General features: G+C 71.7%; 17 protein-coding genes and 1 pseudogene. 11 read left to right on the forward strand and 7 right to left on the reverse strand.

Annotation, left to right across the window (positions count from 1 at the left end):
• Positions 1 to 2 precede the first annotated feature (2 nt).
• From ACTMTJ_RS25720 to ACTMTJ_RS25730, 3 genes are read right to left on the reverse strand one after another with little or no spacing between them, the layout of a single operon-like run.
• Positions 3 to 815, reverse strand: a complete 813-nt coding sequence (locus ACTMTJ_RS25720; RefSeq protein WP_441220287.1) for a carbohydrate ABC transporter permease — start codon at positions 813 to 815, stop codon at positions 3 to 5.
• Positions 808 to 1,743, reverse strand: a complete 936-nt coding sequence (locus tag ACTMTJ_RS25725) for a carbohydrate ABC transporter permease (RefSeq protein ID WP_441220288.1) — start codon at positions 1,741 to 1,743, stop codon at positions 808 to 810. The genes ACTMTJ_RS25720 and ACTMTJ_RS25725 overlap by 8 nt, the downstream gene beginning before the upstream one ends.
• Positions 1,740 to 2,951, reverse strand: coding sequence for an ROK family protein (locus ACTMTJ_RS25730; RefSeq protein WP_441220289.1), 1,212 nt, complete (start codon positions 2,949 to 2,951; stop codon positions 1,740 to 1,742). Before ACTMTJ_RS25730 ends, ACTMTJ_RS25725 begins: the two co-directional genes overlap by 4 nt.
• 121 nt (positions 2,952 to 3,072) lie before the next feature.
• Here ACTMTJ_RS25730 and ACTMTJ_RS25735 point away from each other — a divergent pair, with 121 nt between their 5' ends.
• The 9 genes from ACTMTJ_RS25735 (at position 3,073) to ACTMTJ_RS25775 (ending at position 11,658) form a co-directional block, all read left to right on the forward strand.
• Positions 3,073 to 4,419: a serine hydrolase domain-containing protein gene (locus ACTMTJ_RS25735; RefSeq protein ID WP_441220290.1), complete on the forward strand. Its 1,347-nt coding sequence runs from the start codon at positions 3,073 to 3,075 to the stop codon at positions 4,417 to 4,419.
• Between the two features lie 54 nt (positions 4,420 to 4,473).
• The gene (locus tag ACTMTJ_RS25740; protein WP_441220291.1) at positions 4,474 to 5,559 is read left to right on the forward strand and encodes a hypothetical protein; all 1,086 of its coding nucleotides are present in this window, start codon (positions 4,474 to 4,476) and stop codon (positions 5,557 to 5,559) included.
• Positions 5,556 to 6,080 carry a SigE family RNA polymerase sigma factor gene (locus tag ACTMTJ_RS25745; protein WP_441220292.1) on the forward strand — a complete coding sequence of 175 codons (525 nt, stop codon included), beginning with the start codon at positions 5,556 to 5,558 and terminating at the stop codon, positions 6,078 to 6,080. The genes ACTMTJ_RS25740 and ACTMTJ_RS25745 overlap by 4 nt, the downstream gene beginning before the upstream one ends.
• Before the next feature lie 166 nt (positions 6,081 to 6,246).
• Positions 6,247 to 7,287: a PhoH family protein gene (locus ACTMTJ_RS25750; protein WP_441220293.1), complete on the forward strand. Its 1,041-nt coding sequence runs from the start codon at positions 6,247 to 6,249 to the stop codon at positions 7,285 to 7,287.
• A 23-nt stretch (positions 7,288 to 7,310) separates the two neighbouring features.
• On the forward strand, positions 7,311 to 7,778 hold the full coding sequence (gene ybeY, locus ACTMTJ_RS25755; RefSeq protein ID WP_441220294.1) for an rRNA maturation RNase YbeY: 468 nt from the start codon (positions 7,311 to 7,313) through the stop codon (positions 7,776 to 7,778).
• Positions 7,775 to 9,121, forward strand: coding sequence for a hemolysin family protein (locus ACTMTJ_RS25760; RefSeq protein ID WP_441220295.1), 1,347 nt, complete (start codon positions 7,775 to 7,777; stop codon positions 9,119 to 9,121). The genes ybeY and ACTMTJ_RS25760 overlap by 4 nt, the downstream gene beginning before the upstream one ends.
• Positions 9,122 to 9,260: 139 nt before the next feature.
• Positions 9,261 to 9,590: a cytidine deaminase gene (locus ACTMTJ_RS25765; RefSeq protein WP_441220561.1), complete on the forward strand. Its 330-nt coding sequence runs from the start codon at positions 9,261 to 9,263 to the stop codon at positions 9,588 to 9,590.
• Positions 9,587 to 10,459, forward strand: a complete 873-nt coding sequence (gene era / locus ACTMTJ_RS25770; RefSeq protein ID WP_441220296.1) for a GTPase Era — start codon at positions 9,587 to 9,589, stop codon at positions 10,457 to 10,459. The genes ACTMTJ_RS25765 and era overlap by 4 nt, the downstream gene beginning before the upstream one ends.
• A 110-nt stretch (positions 10,460 to 10,569) precedes the next feature.
• Positions 10,570 to 11,658 carry an acyltransferase family protein gene (locus ACTMTJ_RS25775; protein WP_441220297.1) on the forward strand — a complete coding sequence of 363 codons (1,089 nt, stop codon included), beginning with the start codon at positions 10,570 to 10,572 and terminating at the stop codon, positions 11,656 to 11,658.
• Here the strand turns inward: ACTMTJ_RS25775 and ACTMTJ_RS25780 are convergent.
• Positions 11,607 to 12,485 (reverse strand): annotated as a pseudogene (locus tag ACTMTJ_RS25780) (DUF4097 family beta strand repeat-containing protein); the annotation flags it as partial. The gene ACTMTJ_RS25775 and the pseudogene ACTMTJ_RS25780 overlap by 52 nt on opposite strands.
• Here ACTMTJ_RS25780 and recO point away from each other — a divergent pair.
• A complete protein-coding gene (gene recO / locus ACTMTJ_RS25785; RefSeq protein ID WP_441220298.1) occupies positions 12,403 to 13,149 on the forward strand; it encodes a DNA repair protein RecO in 747 nt (248 codons plus the stop codon). The pseudogene ACTMTJ_RS25780 and the gene recO sit on opposite strands and share 83 nt — an antisense overlap.
• 26 nt (positions 13,150 to 13,175) lie before the next feature.
• Entirely contained in the window at positions 13,176 to 13,958 is a 783-nt protein-coding gene (locus tag ACTMTJ_RS25790; RefSeq protein ID WP_441220299.1) for an isoprenyl transferase, read from the forward strand.
• Here ACTMTJ_RS25790 and ACTMTJ_RS25795 read toward each other — a convergent pair.
• The 3 genes from ACTMTJ_RS25795 to ACTMTJ_RS25805 form a co-directional block, all read right to left on the reverse strand.
• The gene (locus tag ACTMTJ_RS25795; protein ID WP_441220300.1) at positions 13,951 to 14,868 is read right to left on the reverse strand and encodes a hypothetical protein; all 918 of its coding nucleotides are present in this window, start codon (positions 14,866 to 14,868) and stop codon (positions 13,951 to 13,953) included. The genes ACTMTJ_RS25790 and ACTMTJ_RS25795 overlap by 8 nt on opposite strands.
• Positions 14,865 to 15,392, reverse strand: coding sequence for a hypothetical protein (locus ACTMTJ_RS25800; protein WP_441220301.1), 528 nt, complete (start codon positions 15,390 to 15,392; stop codon positions 14,865 to 14,867). Before ACTMTJ_RS25800 ends, ACTMTJ_RS25795 begins: the two co-directional genes overlap by 4 nt.
• Positions 15,393 to 16,134: 742 nt before the next feature.
• Positions 16,135 to 17,541, reverse strand: coding sequence for a peroxidase family protein (locus ACTMTJ_RS25805; protein ID WP_441220302.1), 1,407 nt, complete (start codon positions 17,539 to 17,541; stop codon positions 16,135 to 16,137).
• Between the last annotated feature and the right edge of the window lie 93 nt (positions 17,542 to 17,634).

Raw genomic sequence — 17,634 nt, forward strand, 5'->3', positions numbered from 1 at the left:
CCTTAGGACTTGATTCCGGTGAACGTGATGCCGCGCACGACGTACCGCTGCGCGAAGACGTAGAGCGCGAGGATGGGCAGGACGGAGACCGTCGAGCCGGCCATGACGACGTTCCAGGCGGTGCTGTACCGGCCCTGGAGCAGCGACAGGCCCACGGGCAGCGTCATGTGCGCCTCGGTCTGCGCGATGACGAGCGGCCACAGAAACGCGTTCCAGCTGGACATGAACGCGAAGACGGCGAAGGTGGCGAGCGCCGGGGCGACGAGCGGGAGCAGCACCTGGGCGAAGACCCGCACGTGCCCGGCACCGTCCACATAAGCCGCCTCGTCCAGCTCCTTGGGCAGGGCCAGGAACGCCTGGCGGAGCATGAACACGCCGAAGCTGGAGACCACGGTGGGCAGCAGCAGGCCGGCGTAGCTGTCGACGAGGCCGAGGTACCGCATCTCGATGAAGAGCGGCACGATGATGACCTGCATCGGGATCATCATGGTGGCCAGGTAGAGGAGGAAGACGAGGTTGCTGCCGCGGAAGCGGAGGCGACTGAACGCGTACGCCGCCGTGGCGCTGGTGAAGAGCTGGAGCAGCGTCGAGGCGATCGCCACGCCGATGCTGTTGGCCGCGAACCGCCAGAACGGAAACGCGTCACCAAGCCGCCCGTAGGTGTCCACTGTGGCCGGATCGGGCAGCAGCGGCGCGCCGGCCCGGCCCAGTTGGGCGTCGCCGGTGACGCTGGTGAGCACCATCCACACGAACGGGCCCACCATCGCGAGCGCGCCAAACGTCAGCGCCGCGTACCGCAGGATCGTCTTACTCATAGTGCACCCACCGGCGCTGGAGGCGGAGTTGTACCGCGGTGACGGCCAGGATCACGAGGAAGAGCACGATGCTCATCGCCGAGGCGTAGCCGACCCGGCCGTACGAGAACGCGTACTCGACGATCTGCTGGACCACGACGGTGGACGCGCCGCCCGGCCCGCCCTCGGTCATCACCCAGACCTGGTCGAAGACCTGGAATCCGTTGATGAGGCTGATGACCGTGACGAAGAACAGCGACGGCGAGAGCATCGGGAGCGTGATGCCGCGCAGCTTGCGCCACGGGCCGGCACCGTCCAGCGAGGCCGCTTCGAGCAGGTCGCGGGGGATCGCCTGGAGCCCGGCGAGGAGGATGACCGCGACGAAGCCGACGTCCTTCCACACCGAGGCGAGCACGACCGAGGGCATCGCCCAGTCCGGGTCGGTCCACCAGCCGGGCCCCGCCACGCCGACCCAGCCGAGCGCCCGGTTGACGAGCCCGTCGGCCGGGTTGAGCAGCCACTTCCAGAGCAACGACACGGCCACCCAGCTGCTGATCACCGGCAGGAAGAAGGTGGCCCGGTAGAGCGTCATCGCCGGCAGCTTGGCGTCGAGCAGCAGCGCCACGGCCAGCCCGAAGACCAGCACGAGCGGCAGGTAGCCGGCGAGGTAGAGCAGTGTGTGCCCGAGCGCGGCGCGGAAGTCGGCGTCGCCGGCGAGCTCGGTGTAGTTGTCCAGTCCGACGAACTCGGCGGTGCCGATCAGGTTCCAGTCCTGGAGGCTGACCCAGAGCGTGCCGACCATCGGGCCGATCCAGAATGCGAGCAGCAGCACCAGGCTGGGGGAGAGGAACGCGGCGGCCGCGCCCGCGGTCCGCCACCGCCGGGCCCGGCCCGGCTTGCGCCGTGCGGCCGGCTTCGTCGCCGGCGGCCGGGTGGCGACGGCGGTCATTGCGCAAGCTCCGCGCCGGGAAACGCGGCCATCCGCGCGCGCACCGCGTAGGCCTGTGGCTCGGCGCTCAGCGTGAACGGCGTGCGGAGCACAAGGGCGGCCGCGCCGAGCGCCCACTTCGCGTCGTCCCACGGGTCGACGTGCACGCCCACCGCGTCGGCGAGCGGCGGAAACATCCCCTCGCGGAACGCCCGCAGGAAGCCCTCGGACAGGTGTGCCCAGGCGAGCGTGCCCTCGCCGCTGACCAGCACGGCCTGTGGGTCGAGCACCGCGGCCAGGCCGGCGGTGATGCCACCCAGGCGGGCGCCGGCTTCCCGGTAGACCTCGCGGGCGCCCCGGTCGCCCGCGTCGGCGGCCGCGCGCAGGTCGGCGGGACCGTTCGCGGCCACCCCGGCGGCGCGGGCCCGCTCGACGAGGGCGGCGTCGGACACGTAGGTCTCCAGGCAGCCGCGCTTGCCGCAGTGGCAGGGCGGCCCGGCCGGGTCGACCGGCAGGTGGCCCAGCTCGCCCGCCGCGCCGTGCCCGCCGCGGCGCAGGTCACCGCCGCTGACCACGGCCGCACCGACGCCCTGCCCGAGCGTGACGGTGAGGAAGTCGTCGTAGGGGCGGCCGATGCCGTACAGGTGCTCGTAGGCCGCCAGCGTGTTGACGTCGTTGTCGACGAGCACCGGCACGTCGAGCAGGCGGCTCAGGTATTGCGGGAGGGGCATGTGCCGCCACCCGATCAGAGGCGCCTCGACGAGCCCGCTGCGGCCGTCGACGAAGCCGGGCACGCCCAGCCCCACGCCGAGCAGCGGGGTGTCGGCGGCCTCCGCCACGTACGGCCGGAGCAGCTCGGAGAGCGCGTCGAACGGGTTGGCCGCGATCGCGTCGAACGGCGCCGAGAACTCGGCCAGCACGGTGCCGTCGAGGTCGGCGCGGATGCCGGTGACCCGGTCGGAGGTGACCTTGACGCCGATCGCCACGGCGGCCGAACCGACGACCGCCAGCAGCTCGCCGGGGCGGCCGCCGCGCGGCTCGGCGTCGTCGACCTTGCGGATCACGCCGGCCTCCATGAGTGCCCGGCTCACCGCGGTGACGGTGGGCGGGCTGAGCCCGAGCCGGCGCGCGATGTCCGCCCGCGAGATCGGGCCGTGCCGGCCGACGAGGGCGAGCACCGCGACGCGGTTGACGTCTCGCAACCGCGGTCCCGACGTGGCGGAGGTCATCGGCGGCATCCTTCCTTCAGTACCTTTGTTAGGTGGCTGAAGAAAGTTTCCGAATGTTTGTGTCCCGTGTCAAGGTCCATTCGGGCGATACGATCGCCGGGATTTCGGGGAGGAGCCGCGGATGTCGAAGAAGCTGGCGAGGCTCGCACAGCAGGTGCAGGCCGAGGCGCGGGTGCCGGCGCTGTCGGCGGCGCTGCACCGGGCCGACCGGCCGCTCTGGCAGGTGCAGGCCGGCGCGGCCGGCGCGGAGAGCCAGTTCCGGATCGGGTCGGTGACGAAGACGTTCACCGCCGTGCTCGTGCTCCAGGCCCGCGACGACGGCCTGCTCGACCTGGACGACCCGATCGGCCGCCATCTCGACCTGCCGGCGCACGGCGACCTGCCGCTGCGGCGGCTCCTCTCGCACACCTCCGGGCTCCAGCGCGAGCCGTACGGCGACGTATGGGACACGCTGCTCGCGCCCGACGCCGACCGGCTGCTCGCCGAGATCGACCGGGCCGAGCGGGTGCTCCCGCCGGCCCGGCGGTACCACTACTCCAACCTGGGCGTTTCGCTACTCGGGCACGCGGTCGCCCGGCTGCGCGGCGGCACCTGGGGCGAGGTGTTGGAAGATCGCATCCTGCGCCCGCTCGGCCTCTCCGCTACGACGGTCCAGCCCACCGGCCACGCGGTGACCGGCTACCTCGTCGACGCGTACAGCGACCACACCCGCCCGGAGCCGTCGACCGACTTCGGTGGCGTGGGCCCAGCGGGGCAGCTCTGGAGCACTGCCGGCGACATGGCGCGCTGGGCCGCGTTCCTCGCCGACCCGGCCGCGCTCGACCCGGGAGCGGACGTGCTCGCTCCGTCCACTCTGGACGAGATGCGTTGGCCGCTGACCGCCACCGACGAGGCGTTGTGGGCGGCCGGGTTCGGGCTCGGACTGATCCTGATCCCGCAAGGGGAGCGCATCGTCCACGTCGGACACGACGGCGCGATGCCCGGCTTCCTCGCCGGCGTGTACGGACGCCGCCCCGCGCCCGCCGGCGTCGGCGACGGCACGCCGCGGGCCATGGGCTGCGCCGTGCTCGGCTCGTCCGGCACCGCGGTCGCCACCATCGACCTGCCGCACAAGCTGCTCGCCGCGGCTGTCGAGGAAGACCCGGCCGAGATCGCGCCGTGGACACCGGGTGAGCCGGCCCCGGAGGCGTACCGGTCGGTGCTGGGCCGCTGGTGGGGCGAGGGCTTCGAGTACGTCTTCTTCTGGCGGGACGGCGCCCTGCGGGCCCGCGGGGCGGACGACCCGCCCAGCCGCCCGCCGGCCACCTTCGCGCCCGTGCCGGACCGCCCCGACGTGCTGCGCGGTGTCGCCGGCCGCGAGGTCGGCGAGCTGCTGCGGCTCACCCGCGACGCCGGCGGCACCGTGGTACGCATGCACTGGGCCACCTACCGCTTCACCCGCGACCAGCAGACGTTCTCCGGAGACTGAGGGAACCCCGCGCCGCCCCGGCTGCCTTTGGGGTGGTGACGAGGGAGGTGCGGCATGTCGCATCGAGTGAAGGACCTGCTGGACGAGGCGTGCGCAGGGATCGAGCCGCGCAGCCCCGATCCGGTGGCGGCGGTGGTGCGCCGCGGCCGGGCCGGGCGGGTCAGGGCCATCGCCGCCGCGGCGCTGGCCGTGGTCACGGTGCTCACGGGGGGCACCGTCGCCGGGACGCGCCTGCTCGACAATTCGCCGCCGGAGCCGGCGACGGAGACGACGGCCGCCGCCAAGCCCGCCACGCGCCCCGACCGGCCGCCGGCGCCGCGCGAGGTGAAGGGTCGGGTGGTAGCGGGGAACGTGAGCCTGGCGGTCCCGGACGGCTGGAAGGTGTATCCCCCGTACCCCGAGTACACGCCGCCGCCGTCCGACCCTGGATGCGGCGCCCACTACGCCCGGACGGTCCTGGTCGGCGAGGGCGGAAACCCGGATGGACCGCCAATCTGGTGTACGACCGGCGAGATCGAGGTGCAGAGCCTCTACGACTTCCGCCCGTACGTCTACACGCGGTCCGGTGACGCCACGACGCCCATCGTCCCGCCCCGGATGATGACGCTGGACGGCGGCGAGTCGGCCTGGCTGCGGACCGACGCCGACGGTGTGTACTGGCTCGTGCTGCCGTGGTCACGGGTCGAGGTGCGGATCCGTGCCGGCGCGGACCTGCGGCAACAGGTCCTCGACTCCCTCGAGACCGGCCGCTGGGCGACGGCTGCCCTCGCGCTGCCCCTGCGTGCCGAGTACGCCAAGCTCACCGTCTCGACCGACGCCGAGCGGGCGCGCGAGCACGAGCTCACCGACCAGGCGAAGGTGCGGCGTGCGATGGAGCTGCTGCGCCAGGCGCCCAAGGTGGCACAGGGCGACAGCTGCGCCCGCGAGGACCAGCCGACGGTCGAGCTGGAGATCGGCCTGCCGCCCGGCGTCCCGGCCCCGCCGCAACAGGACTTCGTGAAGAACCCGGTGCTGTCGTCCTTCCTGATCGGTCTTGCGGACGGTTGCCACGAGGTCGTCTCCGAGGAGGGCGGGCGGGTGCGCCTCGACGGCGCGAGCCTCGCCGAGCTGGGCGACCTCTTCGGAGTGGAGTTGCCGTGACCGGGGCTAGTCGAGGGCCGGAGGGGTTCGCCGAGTTCGTCCGCGACCGGTACACGGCGCTGGTCCGGCACGGCGCGATCCTCACCGGCGACCCAGGTCACGGCGAGGACCTCGCCCAGGAGGCACTGGTCAAGACGTACCGCGCGTGGCGGCGGCTGCACCCGGACGGCGATCCGGAGGCGTACACCCGGCGGGTGATGGTGCGGGCGGCCTGGCGGGCCGGGCGGCGGCTGTGGCGGGGGGAGGTGCCGACCGAGGCGCCGCCCGAACGCGCCGGCTCCGACCCGTACGACGGCGCGGACACCGCCCACCTCGTCCTCCAGGCGCTGCGGACGCTCCCCGCCCAGCAGCGTGTGGTGCTGGTGCTGCGCTACTGGGGCGGGCTGTCCGAGCAGGAGATCGCGGCCGACCTGGGCTGCTCGGTGGGGACGGTGAAAAGCCGGGCCAGCCGGGCGGTCGCGACCCTCCGGCGGGGTGGCGGGCCGCTGGCCGACGCGTTCGTCACGGCCGACATCCGGTAACTGCTCGTTTGTCCGTTTCGGAAATCCGCAACCAACCGGTCGCGCGCGCGGAAATGGGCGCGGTGGTCAGGGCGTTGAGCCGATACGATGGAGCAGTTCCGCATGTCGCGCCACGGGGCGCGGCACCGAGACCGAGAGCAGGTGGCGTTGGCCCGCGGGCCGATCTATGACCACGACATCCCCCACCGAGCAGACCCGCGTGCAGACCAAGATCACGGTTCCTAACTCGCAGATCATGGTGAACCTGCTCGGCGCCGGGGATGAGATTCTCCGGCTCGTCGAGCGTTCTCTCGCGAGTGACGTGCACGTGCGGGGCAACGAGATCACCGTCACCGGCGCACCGGCCGACAACGCGCTGGCCGAGCGCCTCTTCGCCGAGCTGCTCGAGTTGATCGAAAAGGGTGAAACACTGACCACCGACGCTGTCCGGCGCACCGTCGGCATGCTCGAGCAGGGCACGGCCGAGCGGCCCGCCGAGGTCCTCACGCTCAATATCCTGTCCCGGCGCGGGCGCACCATCCGCCCCAAGACGCTGGGGCAAAAGCGCTACGTCGACGCGATCGACGGGCACACCATCGTCTTCGGCATCGGCCCCGCCGGCACGGGTAAGACCTACCTGGCCATGGCCAAGGCCGTGCAGGCGCTCCAGGCCAAGCAGGTCAACCGGATCATCCTGACCCGGCCGGCCGTCGAGGCGGGCGAGCGGCTCGGCTTCCTGCCCGGCACGCTCTACGAGAAGATCGATCCTTACCTGCGGCCGCTCTACGACGCGCTGCACGACATGCTCGACCCCGAGTCGATCCCGCGGCTGATGCAGGCCGGCACGATCGAGGTCGCGCCCCTGGCGTACATGCGGGGTCGCACGCTCAACGACGCGTTCATCATCCTCGACGAGGCGCAAAACACCACGCCCGAGCAGATGAAGATGTTCCTGACCCGGCTCGGCTTCGGTTCCAAGATCGTGGTCACCGGTGACGTCACGCAGGTCGACCTGCCCGGGGGCACCACGAGTGGCCTCAAGGTCGTGCGCGGGATCCTCGAAGGCGTCGAAGACGTCCACTTCGCGCAGCTGGGCAGCTCCGACGTGGTGCGCCACAAGCTGGTCAGCGACATCGTCGACGCGTACGCCCGGTACGACGCGGAGCGCGAGACGCAAAATGTGCACGCGGTGCCCGACCGCACCGCCCGCGCCGGCCGTCGCCGGTAGTCCGTCTTCTGGGGGAAAGCACGTTGTCCATAGAAATCGCCAACGAGTCCGGCGTCGACGTCGACACCGACGCCGTGCTGGCGGTGGCCCGGCACGCCCTCGACGAGATGGGTGTCAACCCGCTCGCCGAGCTATCCGTCCTGCTCGTCGACGTCGACTACATGACCGAGCTCAACCACCGCTGGATGGGCAGTGACGGCCCGACCGACGTGCTCGCGTTCCCGATGGACGAGGGGAGCGTCGACCACGGGCCGGGTGAGGCGGGCGCGGGTGAGCCGGCGCTGCTCGGCGACATCGTGCTGTGCCCCGAGGTGGCGGCCAAGCAGGCGGCCACCGCCGGCCATTCCGCGGCCGACGAGCTGCACCTGCTGACCGTCCACGGCGCCCTGCACCTGCTCGGCTACGACCACGCCGAGCCGGAGGAGGAGCGGGAGATGTTCGCGCTTCAGGCCCGGCTGCTGTCCAGCTGGCGGGCCTCCCGAGGCCAGTGACTTCCGCGGCGGCCGCCGCCGGCGGCGGGTTACCCGACTTACAACTGCTGATCTTCGCGGCCGGGCTCGTCGTCCTGGCCGGCATCGTGGCGATGACCGACGCCGCGCTCGCCGCCGTCTCGCCCGCGCGCGCCGCCGAGCTGGCCCGCGAGGGGGTACGCGGCGCCCGCGCCCTCCAGATCGTCGCCTCCGACGTGGTCCGCCACCTCAACCTGCTCCTGCTGCTGCGGCTGCTCTGCGAGCTGACCGCCACCACGCTCGTGGCGCTGGTGGCCGTCGACACGTTCAGCGCCGGATGGACGGCTGCGCTGGTCACGGCCGGCGCGATGACCGTGGTCAGCTTCGTCGTCGTGGGCGTCGGCCCGCGCACGATCGGCCGCCAGCACGCGTACGCCGTGGGCCGCGCCACCGCGCCGCTGGTGCGCTGGCTGGGCCGGGCGCTCGGCCCGCTCGCCTCGCTGCTGATCCTGATCGGCAATATGGTCACGCCCGGCAAGGGCTTCCGGGAGGGCCCCTTCGCCACCCAGATCGAGCTGCGCGAGCTCGTCGACCTCGCCGAGCAGCGGGGCGTGGTCGAGCACGGCGAGCGCCAGATGATCCACTCGGTCTTCGCGCTCGGCGACACCATCGCCCGCGAGGTGATGGTGCCGCGTACCGAGATGGTGTGGATCGAGTCGCACAAGTCGCTGCGGCAGGCGCTGGTGCTCTTCCTGCGCTCCGGCTTCTCCCGCATCCCGGTGATCGGCGAGAGCGTCGACGACGTGCTCGGCGTGCTCTACCTCAAGGACGTCGTGCGGCGCGCACAGAGCGGCGACCCGGGGGCCGACGCGACCGCGGTGGCCGACCTCATGCGCGAGGCGACCTTCGTGCCGGAGTCCAAGCCCGTCGACGACCTGCTCTCCGAGATGCAGGCCGCCCGCACCCACCTGGTGATCGTGGTCGACGAGTACGGCGGCACCGGCGGCCTCGTCACGATCGAAGACATCCTCGAAGAGATCGTCGGCGAGATCACCGACGAGTACGACGTCGAGCGCCCGCCGGTCGAGCGGCTCGCCGACGGCGCCGTGCGGGTGACCGCCCGCCTGCCCGTCGAAGACCTCGGCGAGCTGTTTGGCGTCGAGCTGCCCGACGACGAGGTGGAGACCGTCGGCGGCCTGCTCGCCCAGTCGCTGGGGCGCGTGCCCATCCCCGGTGCGGAGGCTACGGTGAGCGGGCTGCACATGGTCGCCGAGGGCACCACGGGCCGGCGCAACAGGATCGACTCGGTCCTGGTCCGCCCCGCGTCTAAGGGCGACGTCCCCGCCGATACACCCGAGCAAGAGAGGCAAACCGCCGATGCCTGAGCCGTCGTCCATCGTCCCGGGGCCGGCGAGGTCCGCACGCGAGGAGCGTAGCGACGAGGGCGGACCGATCCGGCCGCCCGGGGCGACAGCGAGCGGAGCGAGCGCGGCCAGCAGGGCAACCGTCGGCGCGCCCACCGACCTGGACGCCGAAGACGCGAAGCTGGTCCTGTTGGCGCGCGGTGCGCGGGCCCGGATCGGCGCTGTCGAAGGCGCCGCGGTGCGCGACCAGGACGGCCGCACGTACGCGGCGGCGAGCGTCTCGCTCCCCTCGCTGACGGTCACCGCGCTCCAGCTCGCCGTGGCCTCCGCCGCGGCGGCCGGTGCGAAGCGGCTGGAAGCGGCGGCCGTCGTCACCGAAGCGTCCACTCTGGACGGCGCCGGCTACGCCGCCGTCCGTGACCTGTCCGCCGACGCGCCGGTCCACGTCGCCGGGCCGGACGGCAAGCTCATCGGCACGGTCGTCGAGTGAAGGCCGGATTCGCCTGCTTCGTGGGCCGGCCCAACGCCGGCAAGTCCACGCTGATGAACGCGATCGTCGGGCAGAAGATCGCCATCACCTCCAGCAAGCCGCAGACCACCCGCCATGTGATCCGGGGCGTGCTGCACCGGGAAGACTCGCAGCTCGTACTCGTCGACACCCCCGGCCTGCACCGGCCGCGCACGCTCCTCGGCGAGCGCCTCAACGACCTCGTGCGGCAGACCTGGAGCGAGGTCGACGTGATCGGCCTGTGCGTGCCGGCCGACGAGGAGATCGGGCGGGGCGACCGCTTCATCACCGGCGAGCTGTCCGAGCTGAAGGCCGCGGTGATCGCGGTCGTGACCAAGGCCGACCTCGTCGACAAGAAGCGGCTGGCGGAGCAGCTCCTCGCGGTCAGCGAGCTCGCTGACTTCGCCGAGGTGGTGCCGGTTAGCGCGGTCTCCGGATACCAGGTCGACAGGCTCGTCGACGTGATGACCAAGTACCTTCCGGAGTCGCCCCAGCTCTACCCCGACGACATGCTCACCGACGAGCCCGAGCAGGTGATGATCGCCGAGCTGGTCCGCGAGGCGGCGCTGGAGGGCGTGCGCGACGAGCTGCCCCACTCGATCGCCGTCGTGGTCGAGGAGATGCTTCGCGAGGGCGGGCTGACGAAGATCTACGCCGACGTGTACGTCGAGCGCACCAGCCAGAAGGCCATCGTGATCGGGGCCAAGGGCAGCCGGCTCAAAGACGTCGGCACCCGCGCCCGCACCGAGATCGAGGCGCTGCTCGGCACCAGGGTCTACCTCGATCTGCACGTTCGCGTGGCGAAGGATTGGCAGCGCGACCCGAGGCAGCTGCGCAAGCTCGGCTTCTGACGGGCTTTGTGCGCTTCGTCACGCGGACGTTTCCGGGTGGGCGGGTTCATCGGTTGGTCAGCGGGGTAGGGCGGTAGCTACCCCCGAGCCCCGGCCTCCCGATTGGACCCATGCGAAACAGATACGTGGATCTGCTGCGCGCGCTGGCCATCGTCCGAGTCGTCGTCTACCACACCACTCACTGGGCGTTCCTCACGATCGCTTTCCCGGCCATGTCGGTGATGTTCGCGCTCGCCGGCTCGCTCATGGCGGCCTCTTTGGACAGTCACGGCGTGCGCGCGGTCGGGCGGCGGCTGCGCCGGCTGCTGCCCGCGCTGTGGGTGCTCGCCGCGGTGTTCGTGCCGGCCATGCTGCTCACCGGGCTGGCCGTGGACTGGCGGCTGCTCTACTGGGGACTGCCGCTGCTCGACCCGCCGTCCAACGCGTGGGGCGCGCTGGCGCTCAGCGCGATCTGGTACCTGCGGGACTACCTGTGGTTCGTGCTCCTCTCACCGCTGGCGCTGCCGCTCTTCCGGCGCTTTCCGATCCCCACGCTCGCCGCGCCGTACCTGCTGCTGGTGCTCATCGAGTTCGGTGTCATGCCGGCACACACGGTGCTCAAGGACGTGGGTCTCTACTTCGGCGCGTGGCTGCTCGGCTTCGCGCACCACGACGGCATGCTGCGCCGCCTGTCCTGGCGGGTGCTGGTGCCGTGCGTGGCCGCGCTGGCGGTGGCGGGCGCGGCCTGGTGGCTCACCCACCCGGGCCCGCGCGGCTACGACCTCAACGACATCCGGCTCGGCAACGCCCTGTGGTCCGCCGCGTTCGTTGTCGCGCTGCTCGGCTTCGCGCCGGCGACCACGGCCTGGCTGGAATGCCGGGCCGGCCTGCTCCGCGCCGTCACGGTGCTCAACAGCCGCGCGCTCACGATCTACCTGTGGCACATGCCGATCGTCATCGGCGTGACCGCGGTGCTCCCGCTCGGCATGGCCGCGCGGCTAGCCGTCGTGACGGCGTTGGTGGCCGTCGCCGTCGCGCTCTTCGGCTGGGTGGAGGACGTGTCGGCACGCCGCCGGCCGGTGCTGCTGCCGGTGCCTCACACCTCCCGCAGGGTGATGTCGCCGCTGCCGGTCTCCAGGTCCAGCAGGAATGTGCCGGTGGGCGAGCTCGCCACCCCGAGCGTCTTGTCCCCGGAACCAGTGCGCGCGTCCACCCGGTAGGAGCCGGCCGGTACGGCGACGTCGACGTTGCCGCTGCCGGTGTGGGTGCGCACCGCGCCGCTCTTGTCGAGCGACAGCGTGACGTCGCCGGAGCCGGTGCGGGCCGTGTTCAGCGGGCCGGACAGGCCGGTGGCGTCGATGTTGCCCGAGCCGGTGCGGGCGTCCAGCTCGCCGGCGACGTCAGTGATCACCATGTCGCCGGAGCCGGTCTGCACCTTTACCTTGCCGGAGGCCTCGGTGATGCCCACGTTGCCCGAGCCGGCGTCCAGGTCCACCGTGGACACACCGCTCAGCGAGAGGTCGCCGGAGCCGAGCTTGCCGCGGACGGCGACACCCTTAGGGGCCACGATCTCGTAGTCGACTCGGCAGAAGTCGATGCGCCCGCAGTCGGTGGCGAGCTGTAGCACCGCCCCGTTGATCTGGTACGACGTGTCGGGCTCGTCACCGTTGTAGTGGACCACGCGGCGGATGTCGACCTGCTGCGTGTCGCTGGTGGTCACCGTCACGTCACCCGAGCCCGGCTCGACGACGATCTCTTTGATCGCCACCTTCTCGGTGTTGCTGTAGTCAAGGCGGGACCGGGCGACGTCGTCGCAGCCGACCAGGCCGGCGAACGCGACCACGCCGACCACCGCGAGCAGCTTTCGGGGATCCATGCTGTGCACGCTACGGGCGCCCGACCCCGGGACACATCCGGAGTGGTCACCGAGACGACCCTGAGACGGCGTAGGGGAGAATGGGCCGGTGCCCGGATTTCGCCGCCCGCTGTACCGCGACGACGCGGTGGTGCTGCGCGTGCAGAAACTGGGCGAATCGGATCGCATCATCACGTTGCTGACCCGCCGGCACGGCCGGGTGCGGGCGGTGGCTCGGGGGGTGCGCCGCACGAGCTCCCGCTTCGGCGCGCGGCTGGAGCCGTTTGGCCACATCGATCTCCAGCTCGCCGAGGGGCCGTCGCTGCACACGGTGAGCCAGGTCGAGGGCATCGAGCTGTACGGCAAGCGGTTCCTCGAAGACTATCCCCGCTACACGGCGGCGAGCGCGATCGCGGAGACCGCCGAGCGGCTCACCCCGGTCGAGCTCGAGCCCTCGCTGCGGCTCTTCCTGCTCACGCTCGGTGCCCTGCGCGCGCTGGCCGAGGGGGCGCACGCGAGCACGCTGGTCCTCGACGCGTACCTGCTGCGGAGCATGGGTGTGGCCGGGTGGGCGCCGGCGCTCGCCGAGTGCGCGGTGTGCGGTTCGCCGGGGCGGCACGGCGCCTTCTCCGTACCAGCGGGGGGTTGTGTGTGCCCGGATTGCCGGCCGCCGGGAGCGGCCCACCCGGCGCCGGCCACGATCGACCTGATGTCCGCCCTCACGTCGGGCGACTGGCGCGTGGCCGACATCGCCGAGGCGGCCAGCCGCCGCGAGTGCAGCGGGCTGGTGGCGGCGCATTTGCAGTGGCACCTTGAGCGCGCGCTACGCTCGCTGCCGCTGGTTGATAGGGGTTGATTGTGGTTCGTTCGTTACGACGTCGGGTGCCGGTGGCGCCGACGCCGCATCCGTCCGGTGCGCGTCCGCCCGCGCTGCCCAAGGAGAGCCTGCCGCGGCACGTCGCGATCGTGATGGACGGCAACGGGCGCTGGGCCAAGGAGCGCGGCCTACCCCGGACGAAGGGGCATGAAAGGGGCGAATACTCCCTGTTCGACGCGATCGAGGGCGCGATCGAGCTGGGCATCCCGTACCTGTCGTCGTACGCGTTCTCGACCGAAAACTGGCGGCGGTCGCCGGAGGAGGTCCGCTTCCTCATGGGCTTCAACCGCGACGTGATCCGCCGCCGCCGCGACCAGCTTGTCGACCTCGGCGTGCGGGTGGTGTGGTCCGGACGGGCCGGCCGGCTGTGGAAGAGCGTGATCTCCGAGCTGGTCACCGCGGAGGAGATGTCCCGCGGCAACTCGACGCTGACGCTCCAGTTCTGCGTCAACTACGGCGGGCAGGCCGAGATCGCCGACGCGGCCGCCGCGATCGCCCGCGACGTCGCGGCGGGCAAAGTTTCACCCGACAAGGTGAACGAGAAGATGATCTCGCGGTACCTCTACCACCCCGAGGTGCCCGAGGTCGACCTCTTCCTCCGCCCCTCCGGCGAGCAGCGCACGTCAAACTTCCTGCTGTGGCAGTCGGCGTACGCGGAGATGGTCTTCCTCGACACGCTCTGGCCCGACTTCGACCGGCGCCACCTCTGGTACGCCTGCGAGCTCTACGCCCAGCGCGACCGCCGCTTCGGCGGGGCGCTGCCCAACCCGGTCGCGCCGCCTAGCTGAGCCGGCCGGCGGCCCCGAGGACGGCCAGCGCGTCGGCGGTGACCCATTCGTTCGAACGGCCGGCGCCGGTGACGCCCCAGTCGAGCGGATCGCCCGCCTTCGTGGCATACACCTTCTCGGCCGGCCAGCCGCCGTCCGGCAGCCGCTTGGACTCGAGGAGGTCGAGCGCGCCCGCGCACCGGGGATCGCCGATCGTGCCCACCTCGACCATGCCGACCAGGCCGCCGAGCACGTCGTAGTGCCAGTAGAGCCGGTGGTGCAACCGGGCGAAGTCGGGATGGATCAGCGTGCCCGTCGTGCGCCGCCAGGCCAGCCCGCGGGCCAGGAATACCTCCGCGGCACGCCTGGCGGCGCCGGCGTCGTGTGGCGCCAGCCCGCGCATAGGCAGCAGCGTCTCCATGAACGACGAGGTCCGCGCGGTGGGGTTGCGGTCACAGTTCCACCCGCCGTCCGGCCACTGCCACTTGACCAGGCGCTCGGTCAGCGTGCGCGCGTCGGTGTCGTCGAGGATGCCGAGCGCGGTCAGGTAGCGCAGGGCGTTGCCCTGCTGGGAGGCGCAGCGCCGGTATCGCCCTTGCACGACCGGCACCTCCACGTCTCGCAGCCACCGGCGCAGCACCTGGTCGCGCAGCGGATGGAGGGACTCGTCGCCGGGCGGGTAGCCGAGGTCGGCGAGGGTGGCGAGCACCCAGTGGGCGCCGCGCCACTTGGCGTACACCTGCTTGGGGTTGGTAATCCGCCCGTCGGCGTCGCGGGCCGCGAGGAGCCGGCGCACCCGCGGCGATTGGCGGATCTCCTCGCGCAGCCGGCGGGCGGCCTTGCCGTCCGTGGGCTCGCCGAGCACCCCCGTGCGCACCTTCCACCTGATGGACGGCTCTTCCGAACGCAGCAGGACGTCGACGGCGCTCACGAGCGTTTATGTTCCTCCTCGGGGCGGGCGTGCGAGAAGAGGACCGGAGCGACCGGGCGAGCCGGCTTCTCGGACGGCGGTGGCGGCGGCGGTGGTGGCGGTGCCGGCGGCGGTGCGGCCGGCTGGTGCTCGCCGGTCAGGACCAGTAGCTGGTACGCCCGCTCGACCGGGATCCGCTCGGTGCTGATCGCGATCCGCAGCGGCACCGGCGTGGCGGCGCCCGGAAAGGCGTCCACCGGCAGGTCGAGCACCCGCGGCTCGACCCCTCGCTCGGCCAGGTACGCGGCGGCGGCCGGCGGCAGATCCTGCCAGGCCCGCACGGTCTCGACGGTGAAGCCGTGCGCGAGCCACTCGTCCGCCCGCTCGGCGACCCGGTCCGCCACGTGCCCAGGCACGACGTCCCGGCCACCGAGGTCGTCGCTGAGCAAGGCGCGGGCCATCGGGGAGAGCTCCGCCACCGGCACCCACCGGTCACGCGGCCCACGGCGACGAGCCGGCAGGTCACGGCGGTCGGGGTTGGGCATAAGCCCATCCAAACATGATCGACACTCAGGGTGTGCGCGTGGGTGCCGCATCGGCGTGCCCAAACCCAATTCTGGGAAAGGATATCGAGCTACCGCGATGTTCGTCGTGGTCCATGCCGTTGCTCCCGCGGCCTCACCCGTCCGCTGTGGGGACGCGAGCAGATCTTGGTACGCGATGGCCCCGGGCTGGGCCACTCGACTTTCGCGATCTTGGCCGGCTTGTGGCCGGGCCGAGCAAGGCTCCGCGAGCCCCGGGCGTCCACCACGCTTCGATGATCGTTAGCCCGAATCCCGCGTTCTCGCCCGTGTGTCACACGGGTTCCGGGCTAACGATCATGACGCCGCCCAATGGCCGAGCAGATTCTCCCGAACAGTGCAAAGGTGCCCGGCGATCCGTTGACCATCGCGTTTCGCGGTCCAGCCAACCCCGGAAGCCGCAGGCAGCGTGCGAAGGCTGCGCGCGGCAAGGCCTCGGGTCCAGTCGCGGGCGCCTACCGGCGACATCCTGACGTAGCGTCACCAGCGTCGGGAGCCGGACTGTGAGATCTAGGAGACCCAGGGGCATTGCCCCGGGTGGAGCCACCCTGATCCCGAAAGGTCTCTAGATCGCCAAGGCAAGCTGGGTCAAATCCCGGCATCATTTGTTCACCCCCCCGGGGGGTGGTGAGCTCGCGGTCGAGATGACGGGCGGGTGCGCCCGGCCCCACGCCGGGCGCACCCGCGTCCCTGTTTACGGCCAGGTTTACTGGCCGCGGCTCGCCGGGTCGACGCGAGCCCAACGGAGCAGGTCGGTCATCCTGAAGGTGCCGGGTGTCGCGGAGGGCAGGGTGGGCCTCCAGTTGGGCTGTGTGCGCACCCAGCTGTTGGGGTCCAGCTGGAGCAGGCCGATGAATACCTCGGCGATGATCCGGCCGCCGCACGGGCCGAGGGTGACGCCGTTGGTCATGCGCTCGGCTTCGGCCAGCACGTAGTACCAGAGCGGGGTGTGGTTTTCCAGCGCGACCCCGTAGTGGGCGAGCTCTTGCAGCAGCAGCTGCGGGTAGCCCATGCGCTGGGCGATCAGCTGCCCGGCCGGCACACCCCAGGTCATCGTGCGCAGCAGGTTGCGGGTCGCCAGGGAGGTCGGCGGGTCGCCGCTCGCGATGGCGCCGAGCGGCAGGTTGAACAGCGGCGTCGAGATCTTGGTGTCGATCCGCTTGTTGGGGCGTACGTGCTGGGTCTGGTCGCCGCCGAAGTCGAAGAACGTCTGCCACCCCACGAAGCGCCGCCGGGCCCGCGCGCCGCCACGCAGGTCGACCGGATCGGCCTGGCCCTCGCCGGCCGGTTCGAAGATGAAGCCGAAGAACGGCGTGCCGTCGGGGTTTCCGGCGAGGTTGAGCCGGTACGAGGGGCGGATCATGCTGTGCCCGAAGCGGTACGCGATCTGGAACTCTACCGGGATGAACGCCGGCGACGGGTCCGGACGGAACCAGCGACGGCCCCCATTGAGCACTGTGTTGACCATCGGCTGGCCCACGATGTTCGGCAGGAACTCTTTGAGGATGATCCAGTGGTAGTGCCAGGTGAGGATCCGCCGGGCCTGCGCGAACTGCTGGTCGGCCGGCACGCCCTGGCTGCGTAACTGGTCGACGATCCGGTTGTGGGCGAGGATGAACGCGCTCTGGAAGCCGGAGATCATCGTGTTCTCGTCGTTGCGCGGGTCGCCGATGATCGCGGTGCCGTTCGACTGGCGGGGCACGTCCTCGAAGAGCCCGCCGTTTTCGATGCGCAGCTTGACGCGGTCGGGCTCGTAAAAAGCCGGGCTCGCGACCGGGCCGCCGCCGTACACGGTGTCGAGGTCGAAGGAGGGGGTGCGGCTGTTCGGCGACGACTCCGGAGTCGTGGGGATGCCCAGCGGCGAGGTCGTGTCGAACGTCATGTCGTGGTCGAGGAACTGCCCGAAGAACGTCACGCCCGCCGTCATGTGGATGGTCGTGCCGTCCTGGCTGTCGCGGTTGTTCGGGCTGAGTTCGGGGTTGGTGATCAGCCGGACCGGCCCCTCCGCGAGGGGGTCCTTGGCGTCCAGGATCCCGCCGGGACGTCCGATGTCCATGAGCGCCGCGCGCCGGCGGTCGTCCGCTGGGATGAAGGGCCCGAGGTCGGGGAACATGCGCCCGAAGCGGTCAGGCGGAGTCGCCGCGTAGGCGGCGTGTGAGCCGGCGAACGGGGGTGCCGCGCCGATAGCAACGGCACCGGCTGCCGC

The sequence above is a fragment of the Phytohabitans sp. LJ34 genome (assembly GCF_052068095.1).
In the GTDB taxonomy this organism is placed as follows: Bacteria; Actinomycetota; Actinomycetes; order Mycobacteriales; family Micromonosporaceae; genus Phytohabitans.